Here is a 26,654-nt window from a genome sequence, read left to right on the forward strand (position 1 = left end):
AGGAGATCGTGGACAGCAACGACACCACTCGGGGACTGGTCGTGCTCGCGGTGGACGACGAGCAGCCCGCGCTCGAGGAGATGGCATTCCTGCTGAACGAGGACGCGCGCGTCGCGACCGTCCTCAAGGCCGGTGAGTCCACCGAGGCACTGCGCATCCTGAACGGGCGGCGGGCGGGTGCCCCGGCGGGCGGGCCGTCCGGCGGACCCGGCGACGTCGCCGAGCAGACCGACATCGACGCCGTGTTCCTCGACATCCGGATGCCCGGGCTGGACGGCCTGGAGCTCGCCAGGGTGCTGAAGAACATGGCCGTCCAGCCGGCGATCGTGTTCGTCACCGCACACGACGACCGCGCCGTCGACGCCTACGACGTCGGCGCCATCGACTACCTGCTCAAGCCGCTGCGCACCGAGCGGCTCTCCGCCGCGCTGGACCGCATCCTGTCGACCCGCCGGACCGGGCCGGTCGAGCAGGCCCGCGACGACTCCGGCGACGACGAGGTGATCCCGGTCGAGCTGGCCGGCACCACGAAGCTGGTGCCGCGCTCCGCCGTGCGCTACGTCGAGGCCCAGGGCGACTACGCCCGGCTGCACACCACCGACGGCAGCCACCTCGTGCGGATCCCGCTGTCGGTGCTGGAGGACCGCTGGCGCGACGCCGGTTTCGTCCGGATCCACCGCTCGTTCCTGGTCGCGTTGCCGTTGGTCACCGAGCTGCGGCTGGCCGGTTCCGGGTACGTCGTCCGGATCGGGTCGGGGCCGGAGACGGCCGAGCTGCCGGTCAGCCGCCGGCACACCCGTGAGCTGAAGGACCGCCTCGTCCGCGCGACCAAGCAGGCGTGGAGCCAGAGGTGAGCAGGTCCACCGGCGGCGTCCAGCCGTCGGTGCGTCCGGAGTCGCAGGAACAGGCTCCGGACGATCACGACGGGTCGCCCGGCCCGGACGGCGGCGCGCCGGGCAACGGCGCGGTGTGGCCCAACCGGGCGGCCCGGAACGCGGGTGCCGCCGGCCCGTACCGCAACGGCGGTTCGCCCGCTGCGCCGCAGGTCTCGGCGGCATCGCCGGTGTCGGCCGTGCCCTCCGCGCCGCAGGTGCCGCCGGTGTCGGCCGTGCCATCCGGGCCATCCGGGTACCCCGGGTCGGCCGGGCACCCCGGGTCGGCCGGGCACCCCGTGTCGGCCGGGCAGCCGGGGCCAGCCGGGCACCCCGCGTCGGCCGGGCAGCCGGGGTCAGCCGGGCACCCCGGGTCTTCCGGGCACCCCGTGTCGGCCGGGCAGCCGGGGTCGGCCGGGCAGTTCGGGCAGGCCGGGCACCACGGATCGCCCGCGCCGGCCGGGATGCAGCCGGAGGCACCGGGCCCCGGGGCGCCCGACGGTCGGCACCCGCACGCCGGCCCGGTCGCCCCGCGGCCGCGCAGCCCGGCGTTCTCCGGCGGCGTTCCGCGGCCGGTGGACCCGCCGACCGGTACCGAGCAGGCCGCGGCGGAGCAGGAGTGGGCCGGGTACACCGACACCCGGGCCGGGCAGGCCGGGGGTGCGCATCCGGCAGCCGGGCCGGCCGGTTACCCCGACGCCGGGCCCGGTCGCGGGCAGGCCGGGAGCGCGCATCCGGCAGCCGGACCGATCGGGAACGGTCAGCCCGCCGCCGGGTACGCCGGAACGTCCACGTCCGGGCCGGCCGGCACCGCCGACCCCACTGCCGATCCCCCTGCCCACCCCGGCGCCGATCCCACCGCGCAGCCGGCCGCCGCACCCCCGGCCCCCGAGGCGAGCGGGTCCGCGGACCGCCCCCGGCGTCGCGCCCGGCGCGAGGCCGCCGGGGCCGACGCCGACGAGGGCGCGAGCTGGCTGCAGCAGGAGATCGCGCGCCGGGTCGCGGACCGCGCGGGCGGATCCGGCACGGCGGCCGGGTCCGGCAGGCACGCCCGGGTCGAGCCGGCCGCCGAGCGTTCCGGCGCCGAGATGGCCGAGGTGGCCGAGGTGGCCGAGGTGGCCGAGCCTGCCGCGCTCCCCGGCGCGGCGCCGGACGGCGGAGCCACCGGGACGGACCCGGGATCCGGCGGCCCGGCCCCGGCCGGCCCAGCGACCGACGGCCCGGCGCCCGACGGCCCAGCGCCCGACAGCTCAGCGCCCGGCGGCTCAGCGACCGACGGCCCAGCGCCCGACGGCCCAGCGCCCGGCGGCCCGGCGACCGACGGCTCAGTGACCGACCGCCCAGTGACCGACGGCCCGGCGGCCGACGAGGACCACCGCGAACCGCAGCACCCCCGGGCGCGCGCCGCGCACCCGCGGCCGCGTTCCACCATGGTGCCCGATCCCTACGCCCCGGCCGGCCTGCGCGACTCCGCCGCCGAGGGCGTCTGGCCCCCCTCCCGCCCCACCGACAGCGGCAAGCAGTGGCCGCCGGTCACCGGCGCGGCCGGACTGCCACGGCGCATCCCCGGGGCGACCTCGGAGTGGAGCCACGGCTGGGCCCCGGACCGCAGCGCGTTGCTCGGGGTGGCCGGTGCGGCACCCGCCGACGCGGGCCCCGCCGACACCGACCCGGACACCGCCGCCGAGGAGCACCCGGAGACCCGGCCGGTCCCGACCCGCTGGACCGCCGCCGGCCGCCGCAGCAGCGAGGTGGCCGCCGAACCGGCCGGCACCGCTGCGCCCGCCGATCCCGGCCTGCCGGTGGACGACGACCTGCCGGATGATCCCGACCTGCACCCGGACCTCGATCCGGACCTCCGTCTCGACCCGGACCCGGACGACGAGCTGCGCGGCCCGGCCGCCGAACGCACCGAGGTCATCTGGCGCGCCCCCGGCCTGGACGCCCCGGTCGCCCCCGCCCCGGCCCCGGACCCGGGCGCCGACCTGGCGGCCACCTCGTTCGCGCCCTACACCGGCGCCCGGCCCCGCCGGTTCGCCGCGGCGCCGACCGACGCACCGGAACCGGACGGCACCGGCACCGACGACGGCCCCGGCGGCAACCGGGTGCGCATCGTGCTGTCCGAGCGCCGGTCCACCGCGCACTCCTCGCGCGGGCTCTCCGACGTGCAGGACCCGGGCGCGGTCGGCACCCTGCTCCGCAACTCGCTGGTCCGGACCCAGCTGCTGCTCGCCCTGCGGGTGAGTCTGGTCGCGCTGTTCACCCTCGGCATGCTGCCCGCGCTGTTCATGGCGCTGCCGGTGCTCGGTGAGATCGAGGTGGTCGGCATCCGGCTGCCGTGGCTGCTGCTCGGCCTGCTCGTCTACCCGTTCCTGCTCGGCCTGGGCTGGTGGTACGTGCGCTCGGCCGAGTCGGTCGAACAGGACTTCGCCGACGACGTGGCGGACCGGTGAGCCTGACCGCCATCGCGTCGCTGGTCGCGATCGTCCTGGTGGCCGTGGTGTCCGCGGTGATCGGCTCGATCGCCCACCGGACCCGGCTGACCTCGGACTTCCTGGTCGCCTCCCGGACCGTGCCGTCCCGGTTGAACGCCGGCGCGATCTCCGGCGAGTACCTGTCCGCGGCGTCGTTCCTCGGGATCGCCGGGCTGATCCTGGTCAACGGCGTCGACGGGCTCTGGTACGCCGTCGGCTACACCGCCGGGTACCTGCTGCTGCTGCTGTTCGTGGCGGCCCCGCTGCGCCGCTCCGGCGCCTACACGGTGCCCGACTTCGCCGACGCCCGGCTCGCCTCACCGGCGCTGCGGCGGGTCTGCGCCGCCGTCGTCATGGTGATCTGCTGGCTGTACCTGCTGCCCCAGCTGCAGGGCGCCGGCCTGACCCTCGGCATCGTGACCGGGCTGCCGGACTGGATCGGCTCGGCCGGGGCCGGCGTGATCGTGCTCGCCACCGTCGCGTTCGGCGGCATGCGGTCGGTGACCTTCGTGCAGGCGTTCCAGTACTGGTTCAAGCTGACCGCGCTGGCCGTCCCGGCGGTGATCGGGCTCGCCGTCTGGTTCGGCGACGGGCACACCTTCGCCCGCAACGAGCCGCCCGAGTTCCGCGAGCCGACCACCGTCTCGGTGACGACGCCGGTCGTCCTCGACATCCGGCTCTCGGTCGACGTGACCGTCCGCGGCACCGTCGACGGGGTGCCGGTCGACGGCCCGCTGCGCTGGGTCGCCGGGTCCTCGCACGACATCGCACCCGGCACCGAGCTGGACTTCGCGGCCGGCGAGCCGGTGCCGGTGACCAGCGGCGCGCCCACCGACGACGAGAGCTGGCTGCGCCCGTTCGCCGGCTCCGGCGAGCACCAGCTGCTGGGCACCTACTCGCTGATCCTGGCGACCTTCCTCGGCACCATGGGCCTGCCGCACGTGCTGGGCCGCTTCTACACCAACTCCGACGGCCGGGCGGCCCGGCGCAGCGCCGTCGTCGTGCTCGCGATGCTCGGCGGCTTCTACATCCTGGTGACGCTGCTCGGCATGCTGTCCCGGGTGTACACGCCGCAGCTGCTGGTCACCGGGCGGTCGGACGCCGCGGTCCTGCTGCTGCCCAACGCGATCCTGGGCAGCGGGCTGCTCGGCGCCCTGGTCGCCGGGCTGGTCGCGGCCGGGGCGTGGGCGGCGTTCCTGTCGACGGCGTCCGGCCTGCTGGTGAGCCTGGCCAGCGTCGTGTCCACCGACGTGCTGCCCGGCAAGGGCCGGATGGCGCGGCGGTTCCCGCTGGCGACCGTGCTCGCCGGGATCCCGCCGACGGTGGTGGCGCTGGTGCCGACCGGGCTGAACTTCGCCGAGGCCGTCGCACTGGTCTTCGCGGTGGCGGCGTCCACCTTCTGCCCGCTGCTCGTGCTCGGCATCTGGTGGCGCGGCCTCACCGACGTCGGCGCGATCGCCGGGGTCCTGGCCGGCGGGATCATCTCGGCCGCGGCGGTGGTCGCGGCGCTCGCCGGGCTGGACACCGGGTTCCTCGGGCCGGCCGCCGGCTGGGTCGAGGTACTGCTGTACCGGCCGGCGATCGTGAGCGTGCCGCTCGCGTTCGCGACGATGATCGCCGTCTCGCTGCTCACCCGGGCGCGCCGTCCCGAGGATGCCGGTCAGGTGATGTTGCGACTCCACGCACCCGAACGGCTGGGCCTTATGCGTGACAGGCTGGACGACCGAACCTGATCGAGGGCCCGTCCCCGATGACCCCGCGTGACCGGATCGGCCGAATGGTTGGTCCGGACCGGGCAACTTTCCGCCGTTCGGTGCGTTCGATCGTCGCTCCGGGCGTCCGTCGTCGTTGTGCGAGGTAAGGGTGTCCCGCGGCCCACCGGCCGCGGCGGGCCCGGCTCCCCCCGCCAGCACGACGCGAAAGGCCGGTGAACGGCGCCATGAGCAGCCCCGCTGAGGGCCCGGCCGGGACCGTGTACCAACAGGTCCAGGCCAGCCCGGAGTTCCGGGCCTTCCGTACCCGGCTGCGCCGGTACGTGTTCCCCATGACGGCGATCTTCCTGGCCTGGTACCTGGCCTTCGTCGGACTCGCCAGCTACGCCCCCGGGTTCATGTCGATCCGGGTCGGCGAGACGATCACGGTCGGCCTGCTCGTCGGCCTCGGCCAGTTCGTCAGCACGTTCGTGATCACCACGCTGTACGTGCGGTTCGCCGAGCGCGAGATCGACGGCCCGGCCGCCGAGCTGCGCGCCCGGGTCGAGACCGGCCTCGCCGGGTCCCCGGAGGTGCGGGCATGACCGGCACCGTGCTGGCGCAGGCCGAGTCGGTCGGCAGCGTCACCGCCAATCTCGGGTTCTTCCTGCTGTTCGTGATCGTGACCCTGATGATCGTGCTCCGGGTCAGCCGCACCAACGCGACCCGCGCCGACTACTACACCGGCGGGCACGCGTTCACCGGCCCGCAGAACGGCACCGCGATCGCCGGTGACTTCCTGTCCGCCGCGTCGTTCCTCGGGATCGCCGGCGCGATCGCGCTCTACGGCTACGACGGGTTCCTCTACTCGATCGGCTTCCTCGTCGGCTGGCTGATGGCGCTGCTGCTGGTCGCCGAGCTGCTCCGCAACACCGGTCGCTTCACGATGGGCGACGTGCTGGCGTTCCGGATGCGCCAGCGCCCGGTCCGCGCGGCCGCCGCGACGTCGACCCTGGTCGTCTCGCTGTTCTACCTGATCGCGCAGATGGCCGGCGCCGGCGGACTGATCTCGCTGCTGCTGCAGATCCCGAAGGACGACTCGTTCTCGCAGTCGATGGTGATCGTCGTCGTGGGCGGTCTGATGGTCGTCTACGTGCTGTTCGGCGGGATGAAGGGCACCACCTGGGTGCAGATCATCAAGGCCGGCCTGCTGCTCGTCGGTTCCGCCGTGATGACGACGTGGGTGCTCGGCCGGTACGGCTTCGACCTGTCCACGGTGCTGGACCGGGCCACCGAGAACTCCGAGCACGGCGAGGCGGTGCTCGACCCGGGCCTGCAGTACACGAACAAGGTCGACTTCATCTCGCTGGGGCTGGCGCTGGTGCTCGGCACCGCGGGCCTGCCGCACATCCTGATGCGCTTCTACACCGTGCCCTCGGCCAAGGAGGCCCGCCGCTCGGTGGTCTGGGCGATCTGGCTGATCGGCACGTTCTACCTGTTCACGCTGGTGCTCGGATACGGCGCGATGGCGCTGCTCCCGCCGGGCACGATCTCCCGGGAGAACCAGAACGACGCGGCGCCGCTGCTCGCGTACGCGCTCGGCGGCGAGATCATGCTGGGCCTGATCGCGGCGGTCGCGTTCGCGACGATCCTCGCGGTCGTCGCCGGGCTGACGATCACCGCGTCGGCGTCGTTCGCGCACGACGTCTACGCGAACGTGATCCGCCGGGGCGACGTGACGCCGGACGCCGAGGTGCGGGTCGCCCGGACCACCGCGCTGGTGATCGGGCTGGTCGCGATCGGCGGCGGCATCATCGCCAACGGCCAGAACGTCGCGTTCCTGGTCGCGCTGGCGTTCGCCGTCGCGGCGTCGGCGAACCTGCCGACGATCCTGTTCTCGCTGTTCTGGAAGCGGTTCAACACGACCGGGGCGCTGTGCAGCATCTACGGCGGCGTGCTCATCTGTGTCGGGCTGATCGTGGTCTCGCCCGCGGTGTCCGGTTCGCCCACCTCGATGATCCCGAGCGCCGACTTCGCGGTGTTCCCGCTGTCGAACCCGGGCCTGGTGTCGATCCCGATCTCGTTCCTGCTCGGGATCGTGGGCACCTGCCTCGGCGGCACCGAGCGGTTCGCCGCCGTCCGCTACGCCGAGATGGAGGTCCGGTCGCTGACCGGTGCGGGCGCGGTCCGGGCCACCACGGCTCCGAAGGAGGAGCCGAAGCGGCAGCCGGTGACGGCCACCTCGGTCGGTGCGATCCCGACCTACCGCGGTGACGACGGCGGCCGCGCCGGGCGGGCGGTGCCGGGGATCTCGCCGGAGCGCAGGCAGCCGACCAGCAGGCAGGCCGGGGACCTGTTCGGCGGTTCCGGCGTGACCGGCGCGTACCGGCGGCCGTCGGTGCGCGGCGACGCGGCGGGCGGGCAAGGGCCGGTCCCGGCGAACGCCGGGCCGGTCGAACCCCCGCTGGACCCGAACGAGATGACGATCCCGCACGGCTCGCTCTACCGCGACGATCCACCGCGGTAGGACGCCGCCGTCTCTCACCGGGTGTTGACGGTGCAGCGTGGCAGGATGGCGGACATGTCCGAGCCGGTGCCCACCGTCAGCGTGTCCGATCTGCCCCCCGACGCCCCGATGCTGGACGTCCGCGAGCTCGACGAGTGGACGGCCGGGCACGCCCCGTCCGCCCGCCACCTCCCGATGTCCGAGCTGGCGGGGCGGGTGTCGGAGGTGCCGGGCGACGATCCGCTCTACGTGGTGTGCCGGTCCGGCGGCCGTTCCGCCCGGGTGGTGGCCTACCTGAACCAGCAGGGCTTCCCGGCGGTGAACGTGGCCGGCGGCATGCAGGACTGGGCCGCCGTCGGGCGTGACGTGATCACCGACGACGGCAGCGCGCCCCGGATCGCCTGAGGCGTTGGCGCAGCCACCGGCGCCGCCGCCCTGCCCCCGGTGCGGCCGGCAGGCCGGACCGGGGAGCGGCGCGTTCTGTCCCTGGTGCGGCCGCTACCTGTCGGCGCTGGACTGGGTGGCGACGCCACCGGATCCGGCGGCGCTGCCGGACTCGCTGCGGCCGCGCCCGCCGGACGCGGCCCCGGGCCGGTACACCGGCCCGCCGCGCTACCGCTCGGTGCCGCGCTGGGGTCTCCCGGTCGGGCCGTGGCGGATGCCCGCCGTCTCCTTCGACGGCGACCCGGCCGGCCCGTCCACCGCGCTCGACCGGGTCCGCTGGCTCGCCGGGCAGCTCGTCCCGGTGCTGTGGGTCGTGGTCGTGATGAGCCTGGTCGCGGCCGCCGCCGAGGTGTGGCGCTACGCGCTGCTGCTGGAGAGCCGATCGGACGCGCTGTCCCCGGTCGCCGTCGCCTGGTCGGACGCGATGGTCTGGTTCGGCGGCTGGTCGTCGGTCGCCGCGGTGATCGCCGCCGGGTTGCTGACGATCTCCTGGAGCCTCTGGTCCTACCGGGCGGCCGCCGACCGGGCGGGGACCCGGCCGTGGCGCAGCCGTCGCCGGATCATCGCCGGATGGCTGGTCCCGGGCTGGAACCTCGCCGCGCCCGGATCGCTGCTCGCCGAGACCGAGCACGCCGCGCTCGGGCTGCCCGCCGACCGGCGGCCCGCACCGTCGCGGGAGATCCTGGTCTGGTGGGTGCTGTGGGCGGCCTGCGTGCTGCTCGCCGGGCTGGCGCTGGTCGGCCGGTTCCGGACCGGCACCCAGGCACTGGCCGACGGGGTCGTGGTGCACGCCTGGGCCGACGCCGTCGCCGCCGTCGCCGCCTACCGGACGATCCGTGTCGTGCGGTGGATCACCGGTCTGCTGGAGCCGGAGCCGCGTGGTCCGCGGGAGCTCCTGGTGCGGACGGGCCCGGTGGCGGGTGCTCCCACGCCGGACGCTCCGGCTGCCGGGACCCCTCTTGCTGCCCGGACCCGTCCTGCTGCCCGGAACCTTCTTGCTGCCCGGAACCGTCTTGCCGCTCGGCCCTCGCAGTCGGATCCGGTACCGGAGCGGGCCGTGTCGGATCCAGCGCCGGATCCGGCGCCGGACCCGGATCGGCGGCCGGGCTGAGCGGGGCGACCGCCCGGGACGGCAGGGTGGCCTCGACGTCGCCGCCGGATCCGGGATCCGGCCGCGCACCGGCCGTCGCCGGGCCGGCGTGCGGTGCGGCCGGGCCGGTGCCGGGGTTCCTGGGTGCGGGCAGCGCGACCGCGGGCGCTCCGGTGTAACCGCGGCCGGGTATGCCCGGACCGGCGGCGGAGTCGCCGCGGACCGGACCGGCGGGGTACCACCCGCCCGGTCGGCCGGCCCCGGCGGCGCCCGGAGTGTCCGCACCGCCGGTGCGGTCCGGATCGGCCGGGCCACCGTCCCCGCCCACCCGGACCGGCCGGGAATCCGGGACGGCCGGGTGGCCGCGTGCCGCCGATCCGGTCGCGGTTCGATCGGGCGCGGCCGGGTGGCCCGGGGTTGCGGCCCCGGGCGCCGGGCGACCGGAAACACCGGCCCCGGGCGCCGGGCGACCGGAAACACCGCTCCCGGGCGCCGGGCTACCGGGACCACCGGCCCCGGCCTGACCGGGCACGGCCCATCCCGCGGATCCCGGCCGCACGGCGACCGACGGTCCCGCGGTGAGCGCGCTCTCCGAGACCGCGCGCAGCCGCTTCCGGACCTTCGCGACCGCCCGGTCCGATCCGCGCACGACCACCGACATCGCGAGCCGCCCACCGTGCGGGTCGGTGACGGTGTGCAGCACGTGCCGGTCCGGCCCGGCCTCCAGCACGAGCGCGATCAGGCCGCCGGAGGCGGGTGCCAGGGCGAGCCCGATCCGGACCAGCTCGGCGTGCGCGGCCCCGCGGACCTCGTCGCGGTGGTCGTGCTCGGCGGGCCTGCCCAGCCCGAACCGGCCGGCCGAGGTGTCCGGCCCGCACACGTCGAGCACCATCCCGCTGTCGATGTCGATCAGCGCGGCGGACCGGATCCGGGGATCGGTGAGCAGCGGCCCGAGCACCGCGGCGAGGCCGTCGGTCCGCACCGTGACCGCATGCCAGTGACGTCCCACGCGGTCGGGCGGCTCAGCGCTGCTGGGCGGGGAAGAACGCCTGCCCGGCCTGCTGCGGTGCCCCCTGCGGCGAGGACATCGCGAACTGCTGCTCGATGACGCGCAGGTCGCGGCGGGCCATCGCCAGGTTGGCCTGGGCGCGGTTGAGCACCAGGTAGAAGAACAGCTGCTCGTCGGTGCCGCGGATGATCCGGATCAGGTGGTACTGGCTGTCCAGCGTGATCAGGATGTCCTCGATGTTCTCGCGCAGGCCGAGCTTCTGCATGACCTCGAGCTTGGTGCGCACGACCTCGGAGTTGCCGGGCGCAGCGACGTCCAGGTCGAACTCCGGGCTGCCGCCCCGCGAGCCGAGCGTCATGCCGCTGTCGAAGTCGACGATCGCGACCGCGAAGGCGCCCTTGATGTTGGCTGCCATGTCCAGCGAACGATCGATGTTGTTCATTTGCTGTGCCTCCGCACGGTGCGTGAACGCGGCCGTGTTCGATGATCGGGGAGCGGTCGCCGGGAATCTTCCGCGGGAGACGGAAAGATCTTCATCGAAATGTCCCGGCGAGGGCACAACAATAACCCTGAATCACGATACGTCAACTCTCCGTCGCGGACGGCCGATCGAGGCGGCGCAGCCCGGCCAGGATCCGGGCCATCGTGCGGAGGTCGTGGGACCAGCGGCTGCCCGGCTGGTCCGGGGGCTCCGCCGCGGTGCTCGCCGGCGGCGGTGGCTGCACCGCCGGGGCGGGTGCCCGGCGGGGGAGCGGGATCGCGACCGGCGGGAGCCGTTCGGCCTCCGGCGCGGACGGCTGGGCCGGTACCGGGACCGGGTCCGCCGGGAGCGCGAGCAGTGCCCGCCGGGCCAGCGCCAGATTGCCGCGCACCCGGTCCACCTGCAGATATGCGAGCAGCGGCGCGCCGTCGCGGTGCAGCGTGCGCACCAGGTGGTACGCCACGTCGGTACTGATCACGGCGTCGGCGAAGCGGGGCCCGGCCGCCGTCGCGATCTCGGTGCCGGCCCAGCCCAGCACCGCGGCGACCGCCTCGGGGACGGTCCCCGGGCCCGGTCCGCCGGAGCGCGCCGACGGCGCCGACAGCGCTGGCAGCGGGGGCCGGGTGGCCCGCGGCCCGGCCGCCGCCGGCGTCCCGTGTGCGGCGACCACCTGGCCGGTGGCCGGGTCGGCCACGCACGCATACCGCACGCCCGGTGCCTCGAGTGCATCCCTGAGCACTTCCGACCACGATTCCACCGGGGTGATTCCAGCATGCCCGGCGGGCGCGGTCGACGGCGCACCTGCAATTCCGGAAAACGGCCCCGGAATCATTCGGGTGCGACCAACGCAATTCTTCGAACGGCCCTGCGGAATGATTCCTTCAGCTCAGTGCACGGAGGGCCGTTCGGTCGATGCGGTGAGGAGGAGCTCCGACCAGCCGCGCATCACGAAGCGGGGGCGGCGGACCGGGTTCCCGGCCGGTGCCGCGTCCGGGAGCAGGCGCACCAGCGCGCGCAGCACCTCGGCGATCTCCAGCCGGGCCAGCGGCGCGCCGAGGCAGTAGTGCACGCCCGCGCCGAAGCCCAGGTGCGGGTTGGGTGACCGGCCGACGTCGAGCCGGTCGGCGTGCTCGCCGAACACGGCGGGATCGCGACCGGCGGCGCCGAGCAGCGTGCCGATCCGGCCGCCCGCGGGCACCCGGTACCCGGCGACCGTCGTGTCGGCGACCGCCGTCCGCTCGAACAGCTGCAACGGCGCGTCGAACCGGATCAGCTCCTCGACGGCCGTTCCGACCAGCTCCGGATCGACCACCAGGCGTCGCCACTGATCCGGGTGCCGGAGCAGCGCGTGCACCCCGTTGCCGATCACGTTCACGGTCGCCTCGTGCCCGGCCATCAGGAGCAGTGCCGCGGTGCCGACGAGCTCGTCGGCGGAGATCCGGTCCCCGGAGTCGCGTACCGCGAGCAGGTCGCCGACGAGGTCGCCGCCGCCCGGGGCTCCGGTGGCGGCGTGCTCCGCCCCGCGCGGCGCGGACGGCCTGCCCGCGGCGCCGGCGCCCCGTTCGGCGACCAGATCGCGGAGCATCGACACGAAGTCGGCCGACGCCCGTTCGGCTGCCCGTCGCGCCGCCGGACCGGGATCGGGCTCGTACATCCGCACGATCGCGTCCGACCAGTCCCGCAGCGGGGCGCGCCGGTCGTCGGGCACGCCGAGCAGGTCGGCGATCACCTGCACCGGCAGCGGCTCGGCGACCAGCCCGACCAGGTCGGCCGGCTCGCCGTCGCGCACCCGGGCGACGAGGTCCCCGACCAGTGCGGTGGCGCGGGCCCGGACCAGCGGGGCCAGCCGCTCGGTGTGCCCGCGGGCGAAGGCGGCGGCCACCAGCCGTCGTAGCCGGGTGTGCGGTTCGCCCTCCCGCTCCAGCAGCGAGTTGCGGTGCAGCAGGTTGAACGCGGCCAGCTCGGTCTCCGGCCGGGCGTCGGTCCAGATCCGGCCAAGACCGCGGTCGCGCAGCACCGCGGAGCAGGCCGCGTGGGTGACCGCGACCGGCAGGCCCAATCCCGGGTGGTCGTGCACCGGGCCGGCGGCGCGCAGCGCGGCGTAGGCGGGGTAGGGGTCGTCGAGGAAGGCCGGGTCCGCGGCGTCGAACGGCACCGGGGCGGGACGGGACCGGGGGTCTGGCGATTCGGACGCATGCATCACCCGCTACCTTGCCGGGTGATGGGCAAGAAGACGCGCAACCGCGCCAACCGCTCCGAGACGGCCGCCGACAACCCGCGCCGGCCGTGTCCGTGCGGTTCGGGCAAGCGGTACAAGGCCTGCCACGGCGCCGGCGACGACGTGATCGTCGTCCGGCCGTTCGAGGGGCTGGCCGCCGAACCCGATCTCGTCGCGATGCGGGAGTTCCTGCCGTCGGCGACGGCGCCGCTCCCGCTGCGCACCGGCGGGCCGGTGACGCTGACGTCGGTGCTGCCCGGCGCGTCGGCCGCGCTGGTCCGCGACAACGGCGAGATCCTGCTCGGGATGCAGGTGCAGACCCGCTCCGGGGACCTGTCCGCCGATCTCGCCGGTGCGCTGGCCTGGGCCCGTTCGGCGGAGCCCGGCTCGTCGCTGCCGGTGGTCGGGCCGGACCGCCGGACCGGGGAGCGGCTGCAGGACCTGCTCGAACCGGAGACGGCGCTGGAGCCGACGGTGCACGCCGACTTCGCGTGGTGGCTGCCGGGGGACAGCCCGGACCCGGAGGCGGCGGCGATGCTGGAGCGCGCCAACTCGGTGATCATGCCGACCGAGGCGGTCACGGCGCCCGGCGTGCGCGGCGCGTACTGGGTGGACACCGGCTCGAAGGCGCACGTGCGCTGGGTGCGGACCGAGGACGAGTCGTCGCTGATGGCGGCGCTGGCCCGGCTGTCCGACCAGGGCGGCCTGGAGCTCGGCGAGGACTCCCGCTACGCCGGGTCGTTCCGGGCGCACGGCCTGCTGGTGCCGGTCTGGGACGTCGACCGGGACATGCACTCCTCGGAGTGGGCCGGTCCGGCGGCCGACTTCGCCAAGCGGCTGGACGAGGCGCTGGCGGGGCTGGCGGAGAAGCCGCTGACCGATGCCGAGCACCGGGCCCGCGAGGTGCTCTCCGGGAAGCAGATCACGCTGCGGTAGCCGGCAGCGGGCCCCGGTGCCGGTGCGGCACCGGGGCCCCTGCGGACCGACGGGATCGTTCGCTCAGACGCGGCCACCGGCGACGGCCGGGGCGGTCGCGTCGGCCGCCTCGCCCCTGGCGAGCTCGCGGGCGACGAAGTCCTCGATGTGGAACAGGTCGTCGCCGGCCCGGCGGACGATGGTCAGCAGCGTGGTCATCGACGCGACCTCCTCGACCTGCTCCTTGAGGAACCACTGCATGAACTGCTCGCCGAGGTAGTCGCCCTCGTCGCGGGCGGTCCGGGCGAGCGTGGTGATCTGCTCGGTGACCTGCTTCTCCTGGGTCAGCGCGAGCGAGACGACGTCCTCGACCGAGCTGAAGTCGTTCTTGACCTCGTCGATGCCGGGGATGGTGGCCTGCAGGTCGTTGTCCAGCATGTACTGGACCATGCTCATCGCGTGGTTGCGCTCCTCGAGGGCCTGCGCGTAGAAGTGCGCGGCCAGCTGCGGGAGGTCCTGGTCGTCGAGCCAGACCGCGATCGCGGTGTACTGCTGGCTGGCGGTGAACTCGCTGCGGATCTGGTCGCGCAGCAGGGCGTGGAACTTGGTCTCGTCGGTCATGAGATCCAGGTTAGCGCCGATCGCGCTTGTCTTGAGGCATTCCAGAGTTGAGGTCTGTCTCAGTTGGACAGGGTCACCTTTCTCCAGGTGAGGGGCCCTTTCCCGGTGCATCGCCTGATCTCGGCGGGGCCGCTCGGACGGGCGTGCGCCGCCGCGCGGCACCCCGTCGCACGTCGCACCCCGTGACCCGCCGAGATGCAGATCAGCGGGGTGCAGAGATCGACATTTCCCGCTGGTCTGCATCTCGGCGTGCGACGGGGTGCGAGGTCGTCACGCGGCCTACCCTTTCCGATCGGGGACCGGGCGTGGGAGGCGGAGCTGCGGTCTCGGACAGGGGTCACCTTTCTCCAGGTGAGGGGCCCTTTCCCGGTGCATCGCCTGAGTTCGGCGGGGCCGCCGGACGGGCGTGTTCGCGGACCGCGCCGGGTCCCGAGCCGGTCGTCAGAAGGGTCAACTCCCAGGGTCCGGAATCGACGTCGCCCGCGCGGTCGTAGCCGACCCAGCGGCCCCGGGCGGACCGGCCCGTCGGATCGACGACGAGCTGGATCGCGCCGTGGTACCGGGCGCCGCGGTAGTGGCCGTCGACGGCGGTGAACTCGGTCCAGGTGCCGGTGAGGACCTGACGATCACGGACCAGGTCGAGCTGGACGGGGGAGTCGTTGGAGTGCTCGATGCTCGAGATCCCGACCTGGTTCTCGCTGTTCTCGAACACAGTGACGTGGTGGTGCCGCTGGATCGGGCCACGGGTCGTGCTGACGTACTGATAGCGGCTCAGCCATATCCCGGTGAGCCTGTCCTGCGCGGACCGGGCTTCGTAGACGGGGGTCAGAGCGGACACAGGTACGCCGTCGACCTGCACGGGAGCCGCTGCGGCGGCCGCCGTGCTCAGCTTGAGGAGCCACGCACGTCGCTCCCGTTCCGGCACGAGTTCGGCCCAGTGGGCGACGGCACGGGTCAGCTCCGGCAGCTCCAGGTTCCCGACCTGCCAGGCGAGCGCCTCGACGTCGCCCGGACCGTCCGCGCCCGGCCCGTGGTCCGGCAGGTCGGCGAGCAGGTCGTGGGCGGCGCACCGGTAGAGCCGGGACAGCCGGTCGATCACGTCGAGGGACGGCGCGTGCCCGGTGGGTCCCGGCCAGTTCTCCCAGGAGGAGAAGTTCTTGAACGTCCGTGGTGCCTCCGGCCAGCGCCGGGTCCACTCGGTGGCGGCATCGGCCTGGCTCCAGCCGTGGGCCAGCCGCATCGCGGCGAGCGCGCGCACGCCGAACCGGTCGCGCAGCTGCCGCGCCGTCGCCGGGGGCGTCGCACCGGCGTCGCGCAGGGAACGGGCGAACCGCAGCTGCTCGGACCGTCGGCTCATGGCCGGCGACCGTACTCCGGGCCGGACCGGGAGTACGGCTGCCTGCGACCCGGCGCCGGCGGGTGATCCGGCGGCGTCCGGCGCCGGAGGCTCACGGCGTGACCCGAGACGTGTCCGGCCTCGCCCGGCTCCTCGCCGACCATCCCGCGCTGCGTGACGCGCTGCTGCGCGAGCACGTCGCCCGGCCGGACGGCCGCTGCCGGGCCTGCGGCTCCCAGGTCGGCCTCACGACGCGGTGGCCCTGCTCCCTGCGGTCCGCCGCCGAGCAGGCGCTGCGGCTCGCCGGCGGTCAGAACGGCAGGACGTCCACCAGCAGCGCGTAGCCGACGAACGCCACGATGTCGATCACCAGGTGCGCCCCGACCAGCGGCCACAGCCGGTTGGTCCGCTGCCAGTAGCGGGCGAAGACCAGCCCCATCACGACGTTCCCGACGAACGCCCCCACCCCCTGGTAGAGGTGGTAGCACCCGCGGACGACGGCGGCGACCAGCGCGGACCGGTTCTCCGACCAGCCCAGCTGCCGGAACCGGGTGAGCAGGTAGCCGATCATGACGACCTCCTCCGCCCAGGAGTTCGCGGCGGCGGAGAGGATCAGCACCGGGATCCGCCACCAGTCGTCGGTCAGCGTGCTGGGTGCGACGTCCGGGGTGATCCCGGCGACCCGGCCGAGCAGGTAGAGCCCGAGCCCGGGGATCCCGATCAGTGCGGCCAGCCCGAACGAGTGCAGCGTGTCGCGGCCCGGCCGGCGGCCGTCCAGCCCGACCCGGCGCAGCGCGAACCCGGCGCGCAGCAGCAGGTACGCGGCCAGCGCACCCCATCCGGCCAGCTGCAGCGCGCGGACCAGCTGGAACGCCAGGTCGATCCAGGTGTCGGTGGACGCGGGCGCGTTCAGCGCGACCTGCTGGTCGGTCAACGGGGCCGGGGCGAGCAGCGCCTCCAGCAGCGACAGCGCGCTGCGCAGCCCGGACAGCCCGAGCGTCACCGTCAGCACGACGGCGATCTCCAGGCCGATCAGCCGTCGTTCCCGCCGGTCGGTGACGACGACCGGATCCGCCGGTGCCGCCGGGTTCAACCATCCGCGCAGACCACCCGAGGTGGCCGGTGCCGTCGTCACGTGGTGATCCTCGCAGGCCCGGTGCTCCGGCCGACCGCGGTGCGTACCCTGGGTGCGTGTTGCGGTTGCTGCTGTCCCCGAAGTGGATGGCCTGGCACGTGCTCACGCTCGGTGCCATGGTCACCTGTGGCTGGCTGGCCGCCTGGCAGTGGGGCCGGGCCGGATCGGCGATGGGCTCGGCCCTGAACATCGGGTACGGGCTGCAGTGGCCGCTGTTCGCGGTCTTCTTCGGCATCATGTGGTGGCGGTTCCTGCGCCTGGAGATCGGCGACCTGCGCGCGGCCCAGGCCGCCGCGGACGAGTCCGGCGCCGGCGAGTCCGGCACCGGCGCGCCCGCCACCGGCCGGCCCGCCGGCGGCCGATCCACTGCCGGTGAGCCCGCTGCCGGCGAGTCCGGTGCCGTTGACCCCGCCGCCGCGACCCCCGGAGCCACCGCGGTGCCCGCCGCTCCGGAACCTGCCGCCACCGCGGCCCGGCCGTCCCCGTTCACCGCGCGCCCGGCCGGCGTGACCGCACCCCCGCCCGTGGATCCCCAGCTGCGGGCCTACAACGATGAGCTGGCCCGCCTCGCGGCCCGGCAGGAGGAGGCGACCCCGTGACCGTCGCGACCGCGCTCAAGGCCTTCCGGATCTCGGCCTGGGTCACCGGGGTGGGCCTGCTGCTGCTCACCTTCTACGCCATGCCGGCGAAGTACATCTTCGGCGATCCGCGCCCGGTCGCACTGATCGGCATGGTGCACGGCTTCCTGTACATGATCTATATCGTGTGCACGCTGATCCTGGCCGAGCGGTGCCGGTGGAACCCGGTGTTCGCCGTCGTGATCCTGGCGGCGGGGACCGTGCCGGTGGCGTCGTTCTTCGCCGAGCGGCACGTGACCCGCAAGGTGCAGACCGAGCACCTCGCGGCCGCGGGTACCTGACAGCAGGCTCAGGGCTGCTGCGCCGCCGGGCAGCCGACCAGCTCGGCGAACCGCTTCTGCAGCTCGGTCGGGGTCCTCGCCTCGGCCGAGAACGCCAGCCGCACGTCCTGGGTGCCGCCGCCGGACGCGGGCACCCGGACCCGCAGCCCGTACCGGTCGACGCCGATCGGCCGGATCCGCCCCGTCGCGTCGCCGGGTGCGCGCAGCGCGTGCGGCAGGTGCCTGCGCAGCGCGGCCAGCATGTCCGGGTGCGCCCGGTCCAGGTGCTCCAGCCACGCCTGCTCGACCCGGCAGAACGGGTCCGGCTCGGCGGCCGACAGCTCCACCGGTGAGACCGGCGCGCAGCCCTCGGCGTCGGAGTACACCGCCGACGACGGCTGCAGGCGCAGCAGCGTCGCGCCCCGCCCGGCGTCGAGCAGGTTCGGGTGCGGCGACCGCTCGGCCAGCCGCAGCGCCCGGTCCCGGCCCGTCCTCGGGTCGGGCTCGTGCAGGCGGCCCAGCAGCCAGAGCAGCTCGCGCACCGGCTCGGGCAGCGGCACCGGGGTCGATCCGGTCAGCTCCAGCATCACCGGGAGGCCGTCGACGGCGAGCCGGGCCTGCCTGCGGACCGGATGGTCGTCGGGCAGCAGGACGTCGGTCGTGCCGTCCGGCCAGGTGTGGTGCATCAGCGGCGCGCACGGTTCCGGCTCCCCGGTCCCGACGAGCGCGGCGCGACCGCCACGGGTGACCAGGCTGCGGGCGCGCTCGGCGACGGCGGGCGTCGGGGGGCGTCGCGTGCGGGTGGTTCCCACTCTCACCTCCATTAGGTAACCCTTACCTAAACAGGTGTGAGTGTCCCCTGTCCAGTGCTGGACGCGGCGCCGTTCGACCGGCCCGGCAACCCCCGTTGTCCACCCGTCGTGACCCGACCGTTAGCGTCTGTCGACGTGATGACCGTGCCCTCGGGTTCCGCTGCCGACCCGTGGCCGATCCGGCCGCTGTTGGCTGCGCTGGTCGACGACACCAGCCTGCTGCAGCCGCGGAGCGTCGCACCGGGTGTCGACGCCGTGGTGTCGCGTTACCTCGCCGCTCGTGACGGCCACTACGGAGGCCTCGTCGGCCGGCTGGTCTGCCCCGCCTCGCAGCTGCCCGCCGTGGTCACCGAGCTGGCCCGGTCCGCCCCGAGCCGCCCCGCCGAGCTGGCGCTCGTCGTCGACACCGGCCTGGGCGCGGTCCCCAAGGCCCTGTCCACCGTGTTCTCCCGGTCCAGCCTGCTCACGCCGAGCACCGTGGAGTGCGCCGCGCCGCCGGACGTCGACGGCATCTGGCTGGAGCGCGTCTCCGAGTTCGTCCCGGACGAGGTGACGCCGGTCGTCGAACCGCGCCGCCCGGTCGACGGCGACGCGGAGGGCACGCTGGCCTGGCTGGCCGCCGTCCGCAGGGTCGCCGAGCACGGCTGCACGCCGAAGATCCGGATGGGCGGCCCGCGGCCGTCCGACGTGCCCGAGGTCGACGACGTGCACGCCTTCCTGCAGGCCGGTCTGGAGAGCGGCACCGGCGGGATCTCCGCGCAGGGCGTCGACCGGATCGTCCGCGAGGAGCCGTCCGGCTCCTTCACCCGGGGCAGGCACGGCCTGCTCAACCTGATCGTCGCGGTCGCCCGGATGACCGGGGTCAGCGCGTCGCCCGATCCGGTGCAGGACGCGCTGGAGTGCACCGACGGCGAGAAGCTCGCCCGCGAGCTGGACGAGCTGCCCCCGGCCGCCGTCGAGCAGGTCCGCGCCGTGCTGCCGCGCTGCGGCGTCGACCCGGATCCGGTGCCGATCGCCGATCTCGTCGCGCTCGGGCTGCTGGACTGAACCGATGCCGAGCCCGCCGCGGATCGGGTTCCTGGGCCCGCACGCCACCTTCACCGAGCAGGCGCTGCACACCCTGCCCGAGTCCAGGGACGCCGAGCTGGTGCCGCTGCCCGGCGCCCCGGCGGTGCTCGCCGCCGTCCGCGACGGCTCGGTCGACGCCGGCTGCGTCCCGATCGAGAACACCGTCGAGGGCGCGGTGCCGCCGGTGCTCGACGGCCTGGTCGCCGATCCGCCGCTGGTGGTCACCCGGGAGGCCCGGATCGCGGTCCGGTTCTGCCTGCTCGGCAGGCCCGGCGCCGACCGGGCCGGTGATCTCGCCGCGGTGCGCACGGTCGCCTCGCACGGCCACGGCATCGCGCAGACCCGCGGCTGGCTGGCCGAGCACCTGCCCGGCGCCGAGGTCCGGGTCAGCTCGTCCACCGCGGAGGCCGCCGCCCAGGTCGCCCGCGGCGAGGTCGACGCCGCGGTCGCCGCGCCGCTCGCCGCGACCCGGCACGGGCTCGCCGTGCTCGCCGACGACATCGCCGACAATCCCGGGGCGGTCACCCGGTTCGTGCTGCTCACCCGGCCCGCGCTGCCGCCGGAGCCGACCGGCTGGGACCGCACGATGCTCGCCGCGACCACCACGAACCGGCCCGGCACGCTGCTCGGCCTGCTCACCGAGCTGACCGTCCGCGGGATCGACCTGACCCGGATCGAGTCCCGCCCGGTGAAGGACCGGCACGCCGAGTACTGGTTCCACCTGGACTGCTCCGGGCACGTCGCCGACCCGGCGATGGGGGAGGCGCTCGCCGCCCTGCACCGGCGCTGCGACCGGCTGATCTACCTCGGCTCGTTTCCGCGCTCCGATCCGCGGCCGGAGCGGCCGGGCGGTGTCGGCAGCCCGGTGGCACCGCCCGCCGTCGCCACCGCCGACGACCACGCCGCGTCCCAGCGCTGGCTGGCCGCGATCCGCGAGGGGGCGGGCCGGTGAGCGACGACACCGCCACCGCGTTCGCCGCGGCCGGCGGCGGGATCCGGGAACCGGCCGTCCCGCCGGACGACGGCGCGGTCCGCCTGGTGCTCGTCCGGCACGGCCGCACCCCGTCGAACGTCCGGCACGCGCTCGACACCACCGTCCCCGGCCCGTCGCTGGACGAGCTCGGCCACGAGCAGGCCGCCGAGGTCGGCAGGCTGTTCGCCGGATGGCCGGTCCGCGCGCTCTACGCGTCCCGGGCCACCCGGGCCCGCGAGACGGCGGCCCCGATCGGTGCCGTGCTCGGCCTCGACGTGCAGCTGCTCCCCGGCGCGCACGAGATCTTCGTCGGCGATCTCGACAACCGGGCCGACGACGAGGCGCGGGCGGTGTTCGACGAGGTCTTCGCCTCCTGGTGGGACGGCGAGGTGGACCGGCCGATGCCCGGCGGCGAGTCCGCGCGCGACGTCTGGGACCGGTTCCTGCCGGACCTGGACGCGGTGCTGGACGGCGTCGACGGCGGCGCCGTCGTCGTGGTGAGCCACGGCGCCGCGATCCGGCTCGCGACGTTCGCGCTGCTGGGCGCCCGGGAGGACGCCGAGCGCGCGGATCCGCCCGCGACCTACGGGCGGGACCGGCCGGTCCCGAACACCGGCCGGGTGGTGCTGCGCCGGGACCCGGGCGGCTGGGCCCTCGAGCTGTGGGACCCGATGCCGGATGGCCGGACCGCCGCGCACTGAGCTGGTGCGCCTGCCGCGCGCTCAGCCCCAGCCGAGCTCGTGCAGCCGCTCCTCGGAGATCCCGAAGTGGTGCGCGATCTCGTGCACCACGGTGATCGCGACCTCGTCGACGACCTGCTCGTCGTCCTCGCAGAAGTCGACCACCGCGTCCCGGTAGATCGTGATCCGGTCGGGCAGCTCGCCCGCGTAGTCGGCGGTCCGCTCGGTCAGCGCGACGCCCTCGTAGAGGCCGAGCAGGTCCGGCTCGTCGGGATTGCGGTCCTCGACCAGCACGACGACGTTGTCCATCGCCGCCGCGAGCTGCTCCGGCAGCAGATCGAGCGCGTCGCCGACCAGTTCCTCGAACCGGTCCGGCGTCATCGGGACGGGCACGGCGTCAGCCGTCGAGGCCGGGCAGCCCCGGCGGCACGTCGAGATCCGGCGGCGGTGTCGTGCCGCCGTCCGGCGCGGCGGGCTGCCCGGAGCCGGGCTGCTCGACCGGCGCCGGCGAACCGGGCGCCGCCGGGTCGGCCGGGGCGGACGGATCGGCGGGCGCGGACGGATCGGCCGGGGCACCGGGCGCCGTCGCGGCGGGCGGGGCGGGCTGCTCGCCGACGACCAGCTCCCCGCGCACCGAGCCGGTGATCGTGGCGAACCCGCTGCCGTCCGGCAGCAGGGTGCCGATGTTGCAGTTGACCTTGCGGCTGCCCGCGTTCCAGGACGCCTCGGACAGGTTGCCCCAGTAGACGGTGAGGCCCTTCTCGCCGATCACCCGGTCGTTGCCGGCGAAGGTGTTCGCGGCCTCGGTGCAGGCGGGCTGCAGGAAGCCGTCCTGGTCCTCGACCGAGGGGAACGCGTCCGGGAACTCGGTGCCCAGGTCGATCACGCCGACGGCCTCCACGGCGTGCGGGCCTGCGCAGTCGGTCGGGTCGCCGACGCTGCGCCCGTCGATCGCCAGGCAGGTCCCGGCCGCCTGGACCGCGGACTGGTCCTGGTCGGCGACCCGCCCGGTGATCGGGAACATCGCGCCGCTGCGGGACGCCATCTGCAGGCCGCAGCGCATCCCCCGGTCGCCCTCGTCCCACCGCTGCTGGGACGGCTTGAGCGCGCCCACCCGGAACTTGCCGTCCGGATCGAACCGGCCGTCCAGGTAACCGGTGACGACCGGGGTGCAGCGCTCGGCGACCAGCGTCTGCCACGCCTGGTCGCTCGGGAACACCGCCTGGTCGGCCAGCGCGACCCGGCCCGCCTGCTCGAACAGGTGCGGCTGCGCGCAGTCGACGGCGGCGGTGTCGGTCGCGTCGGCGCGGCTCCAGTTCAGGCAGGTGCCCGGGGTGTCCGGCGGCGGCGGGAGCGGCGGCGGCGCCTCGACCCGCGGCGGCACCCCGGACGACGCGAACGAGCCCAGCACCGGCACCTCCGCGCCGAGCAGCGAGTCCAGCGACGCGACCGTCAGCATGAGGAAGGCGCCGATCAGGATCCCGATGCCGACCCGGCGGGCGCCGAGCGGCCCGCGCTGCGGGCCGCCGTGGTCGTGCGGGACCGCCGACTCCGGCCCGGCGGCCCGGCGGCGACGCCGGGTGGGTGCCACCGGGGTCGCCGTCGTCGACGTGCCTGCCGGGCGGGTCAGCACGGACGTCGTGCCGCCGCCCGGGGCACCGTGCGCGGCGCGGGCGTAGCGGCCGTCGTAGCCGTCGTAGACCTGCTCCCCGGTGTCGGCAGGCCCGGGGTCGGCGTGCCGGCGGGGAGCGGAGCCGGTGGGGGAGCTGGGATCCATGACCCGTCCATGATGCAGCGGCCCGGTCCGCGGCTTCATCCGGCCGGGGTACCGGGGCGGCGGTCGGTCGGCCGGGTGCTGTGAACGTGCAGGTGACGGCCGCGCGCGGACGGCGCCGGTCCCGCTCGTCCGGCCGGGGGCGCCCGGTCGCCGCGGACCGGTGCCCGGCGGCGTCACCGGTCCCCGCACGGGGGTCGGCGGGGACCGTTAGGGTGCGCGAGGGGGGATGCGGCGATGGGTGAACAGCGATGACCGACGGGGCAGGGCGGCCGGGCCGGATCCGGCACCAGGACGGCAGCACGACGCCGCGCGAGCCCACACTCGCCGAGAAGCGGGCCCGTGAGCAGAAGCTGCGCGCCGACCGCGAGGAGGTGCGCCGCCGCGAGGCCCGGTCGAAGACCACGAAGCGGGTGCTGATCGGCACCGGCGCCACGGTCGGCGTCGTCGCGCTGATCGCGGCCGTCTACGCGGCGTCCGGCGGCGGCACCGAGACGGTCGATGCGCGCTGCGTCGACGAGAACCAGGTCGTCGTCCCGGACGAGAACTGCGCGGGCACCTCGCAGAGCGGCCAGGTCAGCACCGGCGGCGGCGGGTTCGCCTTCGTGCCGATCTTCCTCGGCGGCGGCGGGCGGCAGTACCACTACAACTACGGCGGCACCGGCAACGTCGGGCAGGTCGCGACCGGCGGGAACGTGACCCCGCCGCCGAGCGGCACCACCGTGCGCAGCGGCACCACCGGCTCCACCATCGGATCGACCACCCGCGGCGGGACGATCTCCCGCGGCGGGCTCGGCGTCGGGGGCGGCTCGTCGACGTCCTCCGGCGGGTCCGGCACGTCCAGCGGGAGCTGAGGCGTGCGACGCGAACGCGGCACCCCGCGGCCGGGCTGGCAGCGCACCGTCGCCGACCAGGGCATGGTCTTCGGGTCGCCGGGCCGGGACGGGTCCGGCGGCGAGCGCCCGTACTGGGACGAGTCGGTCCACTACACGTTCGAGATGGACGAGATCCTCTCGCTGGAGGCCGACGTCGAGGTCCTGCACTCGATGTGCCTGTCCGCCGTGGACCACGTGGTGACCACCGGCCGGTTCGCCGACTTCGCGCTGCCCGAGTGGAGCTGGCAGGCGGTCACCGACTCCTGGCGGCGCTCCGATCCGCACGTCTACGGCCGCTTCGACCTGCGCTACGACGGCTCCGGCCCGGCGAAGCTGCTGGAGTACAACGCGGACACCCCGACGTCGCTGCTGGAGGCGTCGATCCCGCAGTGGTACTGGCTGCAGGACACCCATCCCGGCGACGACCAGTGGAACTCGCTGCACGAGAAGCTGGTCGAGCGGTGGGCCGAGATCAAGGCCGCGCTGCCGTCGCCGGAGGTGCACTTCACCTGGTCGGGGGCCGAGTCGACCGGCGAGGACCACATCACCGTCGGCTACCTGCAGGAGACGGCGGCCGAGGCGGGCATCGACACCGTCGGACTGTCCATCGAGGACATCGGCTGGGACTCCGCGCTGGACCGGTTCGTGGACCTCGAGGAGGTCCCGATGTCGTCGGTGTTCAAGCTCTACCCCTGGGAGTGGGTGCTGTCCGACGAGTTCGGCAAGCACGTCACCCGCAGCCAGCCGGAGACGCTCTGGCTGGAACCGCTCTGGAAGTCGCTGCTGTCCAACAAGGCGCTGCTCGCGGTGCTCTGGGAGATGTACCCCGGGCACCCGAACCTGCTGCCCGCGTCGCTGGGGAACCCCGGCATCCTCACCGAGTACGTGCGCAAGCCGCTGCTCGGGCGCGAGGGGGCGAACATCTCGATCGTCGCGCCCGGCTACGAGACGGCCACCGGCGGCGTCTACGGCGACGAGGGGTACGTCTACCAGCTGTTCGACCCGCTGCCCGAGTTCGACGGCTTCCGGCCGGTGCTCGGCGCCTGGCTGGTCGGTGACACCGCGGCCGGGCTGGGCATCCGCGAGACCGCCGGCCTGATCACCGACGACGGCGCGGCCTTCGTGCCGCACCGCATCCCGCACTCCTGACCGCTCCCCGCTCCCCTCCGGAGGTACCACCGTGATCCTCGCCCAGGCGCTCGACGCCACCTACTGGGGTTTCCTCGGCCGTGGCATCGGCGCGATCCTGCTCTACGCGGTGATCGGCACCCTGATGATGCTGATCGGCTTCTGGGCGATCGACCTCACCACCCCGGGCAAGCTGCCGCAGATGGTGCGGGCCGGGCTGCCGAACGCCGTCACGATCACCGCCGCCGGGATGATCTCGATGGCGTTCATCATCGTGCTGGCGATCTACGCGTCCTACGGGTCGCTGCTGCAGGGCGTCATCTCGTCGCTGGTGTTCGGCCTGATCGGGATCATCGCCCAGGTCGGCGCCGTGCGGCTGCTGGAGTGGGTGACCGGGATCGACATCGGCGAGATCATCCAGTCCGAGGAGCCGCGGGCCGCGGCGAAGGTCGTCGCCGCCGCACACGTCGCACTGGGCCTGATCGTGGCGGTCGCCGTCTTCTGAGCCCCGCGGGGCGCGCCAGGTCCTCAGGCCAGTGCGGCGACGATGTCCACCCGCGACTGGGGTGAGGGCATCGCGGCGATCTCGGCGCGTACCTCCCGGGCGGCGGCGGCGATCTCGCCGTCGTGCAGCAGCCTGCGCAGCGCGTCCTCGGTGACCGCGCCGCCGATCCCGGCGCCGCGCGCGTCGACCAGCTCCGCGTTGTACCGGCGGTCGCCCGGACCGGGCAGGGCCAGCTGCGGGAGGCCGGCCCCCAGCGCGGCCAGCACGTGCCCGGAGCTCCCGCCGTGCAGCACCGCCGCGCACGCCGGCAGCAGCTCGGAGAGCGCGACCCGGCCGACCGGCCGGACCCCGCGCCCGCCCCGGCGCAGCAGCCGCGCGGGCGGGCGCACCAGCACGAGCTCGCAGTCCAGGTCGTCCGCGGCGGCCACCACCCGCAGCGCGGACGCCTGCAGGTCGCCGCGCATCGGGCCGCCGCCGCGCAGCACCAGCACCCGCGGCCGCACCGACGGCGCCCGCAGCCAGCCCGGCAGCGGGCCCCCGGCACCGGCCCGGCCGGGCCGCACCGCGAGCGCGTCGCGCGGGCCGGCCAGGCTCTGCGGGGTGATCGTCAGTGCCATCGCGGGCGGCGGCACGCCGCGCACGCCGTGCCGGGCCCTGGCCCGCTGCAGCGGGCGCGAGTCGAGCAGCACCCGGGTGGTGGCGAGGCCGTCGAGCAGGCCGTTCTCGTGCAGCACCGCGGGCACGTCGTGCCGGGCCGCGGCGACCGCGCCGCCGGCGGCCAGCGGCTCGTGCAGCACGATGTCCGGCCGCCACTGCTCGGCGACGGTCACCAGCGCGTCGGTGAGCTCCTCGTTGACCGGGCCGAACAGCGACCGGACGCCCGCGTCCCCGCCGCGCCCGGCGAGCTCGGCCCGCGCGGTCACCGGGTGCGCGACCAGCGACCGGGCGGCGAGCCGGCCGATCCGCAGGTTCCGGGCGACGTCGATGAACGGCAGTGCGCCGGTGCCGCCGGCCGGGAGCGCCTCCCCGCCGCAGGCGACCAGCACCTCGTGGCCGGAGTCCCACAGCGCGTGCGCGAACGGCAGGAGCGGTGTCAGGTGCCCCGCCAGGGGGGCCGCGACAACCAGAACGCGCACCCGCCGAGGGTAA

Annotated in this window: 27 protein-coding genes and 1 pseudogene; 18 read left to right on the plus strand and 10 right to left on the minus strand. The window is 75.1% G+C overall.

All coding sequences use genetic code 11. From position 1 onward, the window contains the following. Window positions 1-8 precede the first annotated feature (8 nt). From ABD160_RS18520 to ABD160_RS18555, 8 genes and pseudogenes are all read left to right on the plus strand, one after another. Window positions 9-854: a LytR/AlgR family response regulator transcription factor gene (locus ABD160_RS18520; RefSeq protein ID WP_344024110.1), complete on the plus strand. Its 846-nt coding sequence runs from the start codon at window positions 9-11 to the stop codon at window positions 852-854. Window positions 855-1,261: 407 nt separating this feature from the next. Beyond that, on the plus strand, window positions 1,262-3,325 hold the full coding sequence (locus tag ABD160_RS18525) for a hypothetical protein (protein ID WP_344024112.1): 2,064 nt from the start codon (window positions 1,262-1,264) through the stop codon (window positions 3,323-3,325). Further along, window positions 3,322-5,079 (plus strand): sodium/solute symporter, encoded by a 1,758-nt coding sequence (locus ABD160_RS18530; RefSeq protein ID WP_344024114.1) that lies wholly within the window; start codon window positions 3,322-3,324, stop codon window positions 5,077-5,079. Before ABD160_RS18525 ends, ABD160_RS18530 begins: the two co-directional genes overlap by 4 nt. Window positions 5,080-5,285: 206 nt before the next feature. Continuing rightward, window positions 5,286-5,642, plus strand: coding sequence for a DUF485 domain-containing protein (locus ABD160_RS18535; protein ID WP_344024116.1), 357 nt, complete (start codon window positions 5,286-5,288; stop codon window positions 5,640-5,642). Next, window positions 5,639-7,231 (plus strand): annotated as a pseudogene (locus ABD160_RS18540) (solute symporter family protein); the annotation flags it as partial. The gene ABD160_RS18535 and the pseudogene ABD160_RS18540, both read left to right, overlap by 4 nt. Window positions 7,232-7,618: 387 nt before the next feature. Next, entirely contained in the window at window positions 7,619-7,948 is a 330-nt protein-coding gene (locus tag ABD160_RS18545; protein ID WP_344024366.1) for a rhodanese-like domain-containing protein, read from the plus strand. Between the two features lie 115 nt (window positions 7,949-8,063). Then, complete coding sequence (locus ABD160_RS18550; protein WP_344024118.1) at window positions 8,064-9,098, plus strand: DUF4328 domain-containing protein; 1,035 nt, start codon at window positions 8,064-8,066, stop codon at window positions 9,096-9,098. 557 nt (window positions 9,099-9,655) lie between these two features. Then, window positions 9,656-10,078: a hypothetical protein gene (locus ABD160_RS18555; protein ID WP_344024120.1), complete on the plus strand. Its 423-nt coding sequence runs from the start codon at window positions 9,656-9,658 to the stop codon at window positions 10,076-10,078. Window positions 10,079-10,099: 21 nt separating this feature from the next. Here ABD160_RS18555 and ABD160_RS18560 read toward each other — a convergent pair whose 3' ends face one another. The 3 genes from ABD160_RS18560 to ABD160_RS18570 form a co-directional block, all read right to left on the minus strand. Then, window positions 10,100-10,528 (minus strand): hypothetical protein, encoded by a 429-nt coding sequence (locus ABD160_RS18560; RefSeq protein WP_344024122.1) that lies wholly within the window; start codon window positions 10,526-10,528, stop codon window positions 10,100-10,102. 142 nt (window positions 10,529-10,670) lie between these two features. Then, complete coding sequence (locus tag ABD160_RS18565) at window positions 10,671-11,261, minus strand: hypothetical protein (protein WP_344024124.1); 591 nt, start codon at window positions 11,259-11,261, stop codon at window positions 10,671-10,673. Window positions 11,262-11,453: 192 nt separating this feature from the next. Beyond that, entirely contained in the window at window positions 11,454-12,767 is a 1,314-nt protein-coding gene (locus ABD160_RS18570; protein ID WP_344024126.1) for a cytochrome P450, read from the minus strand. 21 nt (window positions 12,768-12,788) lie between these two features. Between ABD160_RS18570 and ABD160_RS18575 the strand changes: the two genes are divergently transcribed. Further along, window positions 12,789-13,721: a DUF5926 family protein gene (locus ABD160_RS18575; RefSeq protein WP_344024128.1), complete on the plus strand. Its 933-nt coding sequence runs from the start codon at window positions 12,789-12,791 to the stop codon at window positions 13,719-13,721. 63 nt (window positions 13,722-13,784) lie between these two features. Here the strand turns inward: ABD160_RS18575 and ABD160_RS18580 are convergent, their stop codons facing one another. After that, window positions 13,785-14,321 (minus strand): ferritin, encoded by a 537-nt coding sequence (locus ABD160_RS18580; protein ID WP_344024130.1) that lies wholly within the window; start codon window positions 14,319-14,321, stop codon window positions 13,785-13,787. Window positions 14,322-14,658: 337 nt separating this feature from the next. Beyond that, complete coding sequence (locus ABD160_RS18585) at window positions 14,659-15,678, minus strand: hypothetical protein (RefSeq protein ID WP_344024132.1); 1,020 nt, start codon at window positions 15,676-15,678, stop codon at window positions 14,659-14,661. 98 nt (window positions 15,679-15,776) lie between these two features. Between ABD160_RS18585 and ABD160_RS18590 the strand changes: the two genes are divergently transcribed. Further along, entirely contained in the window at window positions 15,777-16,001 is a 225-nt protein-coding gene (locus ABD160_RS18590) for a hypothetical protein (RefSeq protein ID WP_344024134.1), read from the plus strand. Here the strand turns inward: ABD160_RS18590 and ABD160_RS18595 are convergent. After that, window positions 15,968-16,792 carry a CPBP family intramembrane glutamic endopeptidase gene (locus ABD160_RS18595; RefSeq protein ID WP_344024136.1) on the minus strand — a complete coding sequence of 275 codons (825 nt, stop codon included), beginning with the start codon at window positions 16,790-16,792 and terminating at the stop codon, window positions 15,968-15,970. The two genes, ABD160_RS18590 and ABD160_RS18595, sit on opposite strands and share 34 nt — an antisense overlap. Before the next feature lie 56 nt (window positions 16,793-16,848). On the opposite strand from ABD160_RS18595, the gene ABD160_RS18600 reads away from it, so the two are divergent. Further along, window positions 16,849-17,391, plus strand: a complete 543-nt coding sequence (locus tag ABD160_RS18600) for a hypothetical protein (protein WP_344024138.1) — start codon at window positions 16,849-16,851, stop codon at window positions 17,389-17,391. After that, window positions 17,388-17,711, plus strand: coding sequence for a DUF3817 domain-containing protein (locus ABD160_RS18605; RefSeq protein WP_344024140.1), 324 nt, complete (start codon window positions 17,388-17,390; stop codon window positions 17,709-17,711). The genes ABD160_RS18600 and ABD160_RS18605 overlap by 4 nt, the downstream gene beginning before the upstream one ends. 8 nt (window positions 17,712-17,719) lie before the next feature. Here the strand turns inward: ABD160_RS18605 and ABD160_RS18610 are convergent, their stop codons facing one another. After that, window positions 17,720-18,502, minus strand: a complete 783-nt coding sequence (locus ABD160_RS18610) for a DUF2470 domain-containing protein (protein WP_344024142.1) — start codon at window positions 18,500-18,502, stop codon at window positions 17,720-17,722. Between the two features lie 138 nt (window positions 18,503-18,640). Here ABD160_RS18610 and ABD160_RS18615 point away from each other — a divergent pair, with 138 nt between their 5' ends. From ABD160_RS18615 to ABD160_RS18625, 3 genes are read left to right on the plus strand one after another with little or no spacing between them, the layout of a single operon-like run. Beyond that, window positions 18,641-19,549: a hypothetical protein gene (locus ABD160_RS18615; RefSeq protein ID WP_344024144.1), complete on the plus strand. Its 909-nt coding sequence runs from the start codon at window positions 18,641-18,643 to the stop codon at window positions 19,547-19,549. Window positions 19,550-19,553: 4 nt separating this feature from the next. Then, window positions 19,554-20,522 (plus strand): prephenate dehydratase, encoded by a 969-nt coding sequence (gene pheA / locus ABD160_RS18620; protein ID WP_344024146.1) that lies wholly within the window; start codon window positions 19,554-19,556, stop codon window positions 20,520-20,522. Next, window positions 20,519-21,244, plus strand: coding sequence for a histidine phosphatase family protein (locus ABD160_RS18625; RefSeq protein ID WP_344024148.1), 726 nt, complete (start codon window positions 20,519-20,521; stop codon window positions 21,242-21,244). Before pheA ends, ABD160_RS18625 begins: the two co-directional genes overlap by 4 nt. A gap of 21 nt (window positions 21,245-21,265) precedes the next feature. Here the strand turns inward: ABD160_RS18625 and ABD160_RS18630 are convergent, their stop codons facing one another. Next, window positions 21,266-21,616: a metallopeptidase family protein gene (locus tag ABD160_RS18630; protein ID WP_344024150.1), complete on the minus strand. Its 351-nt coding sequence runs from the start codon at window positions 21,614-21,616 to the stop codon at window positions 21,266-21,268. A gap of 4 nt (window positions 21,617-21,620) precedes the next feature. Further along, on the minus strand, window positions 21,621-23,000 hold the full coding sequence (locus ABD160_RS18635; RefSeq protein ID WP_344024151.1) for a septum formation family protein: 1,380 nt from the start codon (window positions 22,998-23,000) through the stop codon (window positions 21,621-21,623). Window positions 23,001-23,248: 248 nt separating this feature from the next. On the opposite strand from ABD160_RS18635, the gene ABD160_RS18640 reads away from it, so the two are divergent. Genes ABD160_RS18640 through ABD160_RS18650 form a run of 3 tightly spaced genes read left to right on the plus strand, consistent with a single transcriptional unit; the run spans window position 23,249 to window position 25,505 of the window. Further along, window positions 23,249-23,851: a hypothetical protein gene (locus ABD160_RS18640; RefSeq protein ID WP_344024153.1), complete on the plus strand. Its 603-nt coding sequence runs from the start codon at window positions 23,249-23,251 to the stop codon at window positions 23,849-23,851. Window positions 23,852-23,854: 3 nt separating this feature from the next. After that, window positions 23,855-25,021: a glutathionylspermidine synthase family protein gene (locus tag ABD160_RS18645; RefSeq protein WP_344024155.1), complete on the plus strand. Its 1,167-nt coding sequence runs from the start codon at window positions 23,855-23,857 to the stop codon at window positions 25,019-25,021. Between the two features lie 31 nt (window positions 25,022-25,052). Then, window positions 25,053-25,505: a DUF350 domain-containing protein gene (locus ABD160_RS18650; protein WP_344024157.1), complete on the plus strand. Its 453-nt coding sequence runs from the start codon at window positions 25,053-25,055 to the stop codon at window positions 25,503-25,505. Window positions 25,506-25,528: 23 nt separating this feature from the next. Here the strand turns inward: ABD160_RS18650 and ABD160_RS18655 are convergent, their stop codons facing one another. Beyond that, window positions 25,529-26,641: a nucleotide disphospho-sugar-binding domain-containing protein gene (locus ABD160_RS18655; protein WP_344024159.1), complete on the minus strand. Its 1,113-nt coding sequence runs from the start codon at window positions 26,639-26,641 to the stop codon at window positions 25,529-25,531. Window positions 26,642-26,654: the final 13 nt, after the last annotated feature.

Source organism: Pseudonocardia kongjuensis, from assembly GCF_039526905.1.
In the GTDB taxonomy this organism is placed as follows: Bacteria; Actinomycetota; Actinomycetes; order Mycobacteriales; family Pseudonocardiaceae; genus Pseudonocardia; species Pseudonocardia kongjuensis.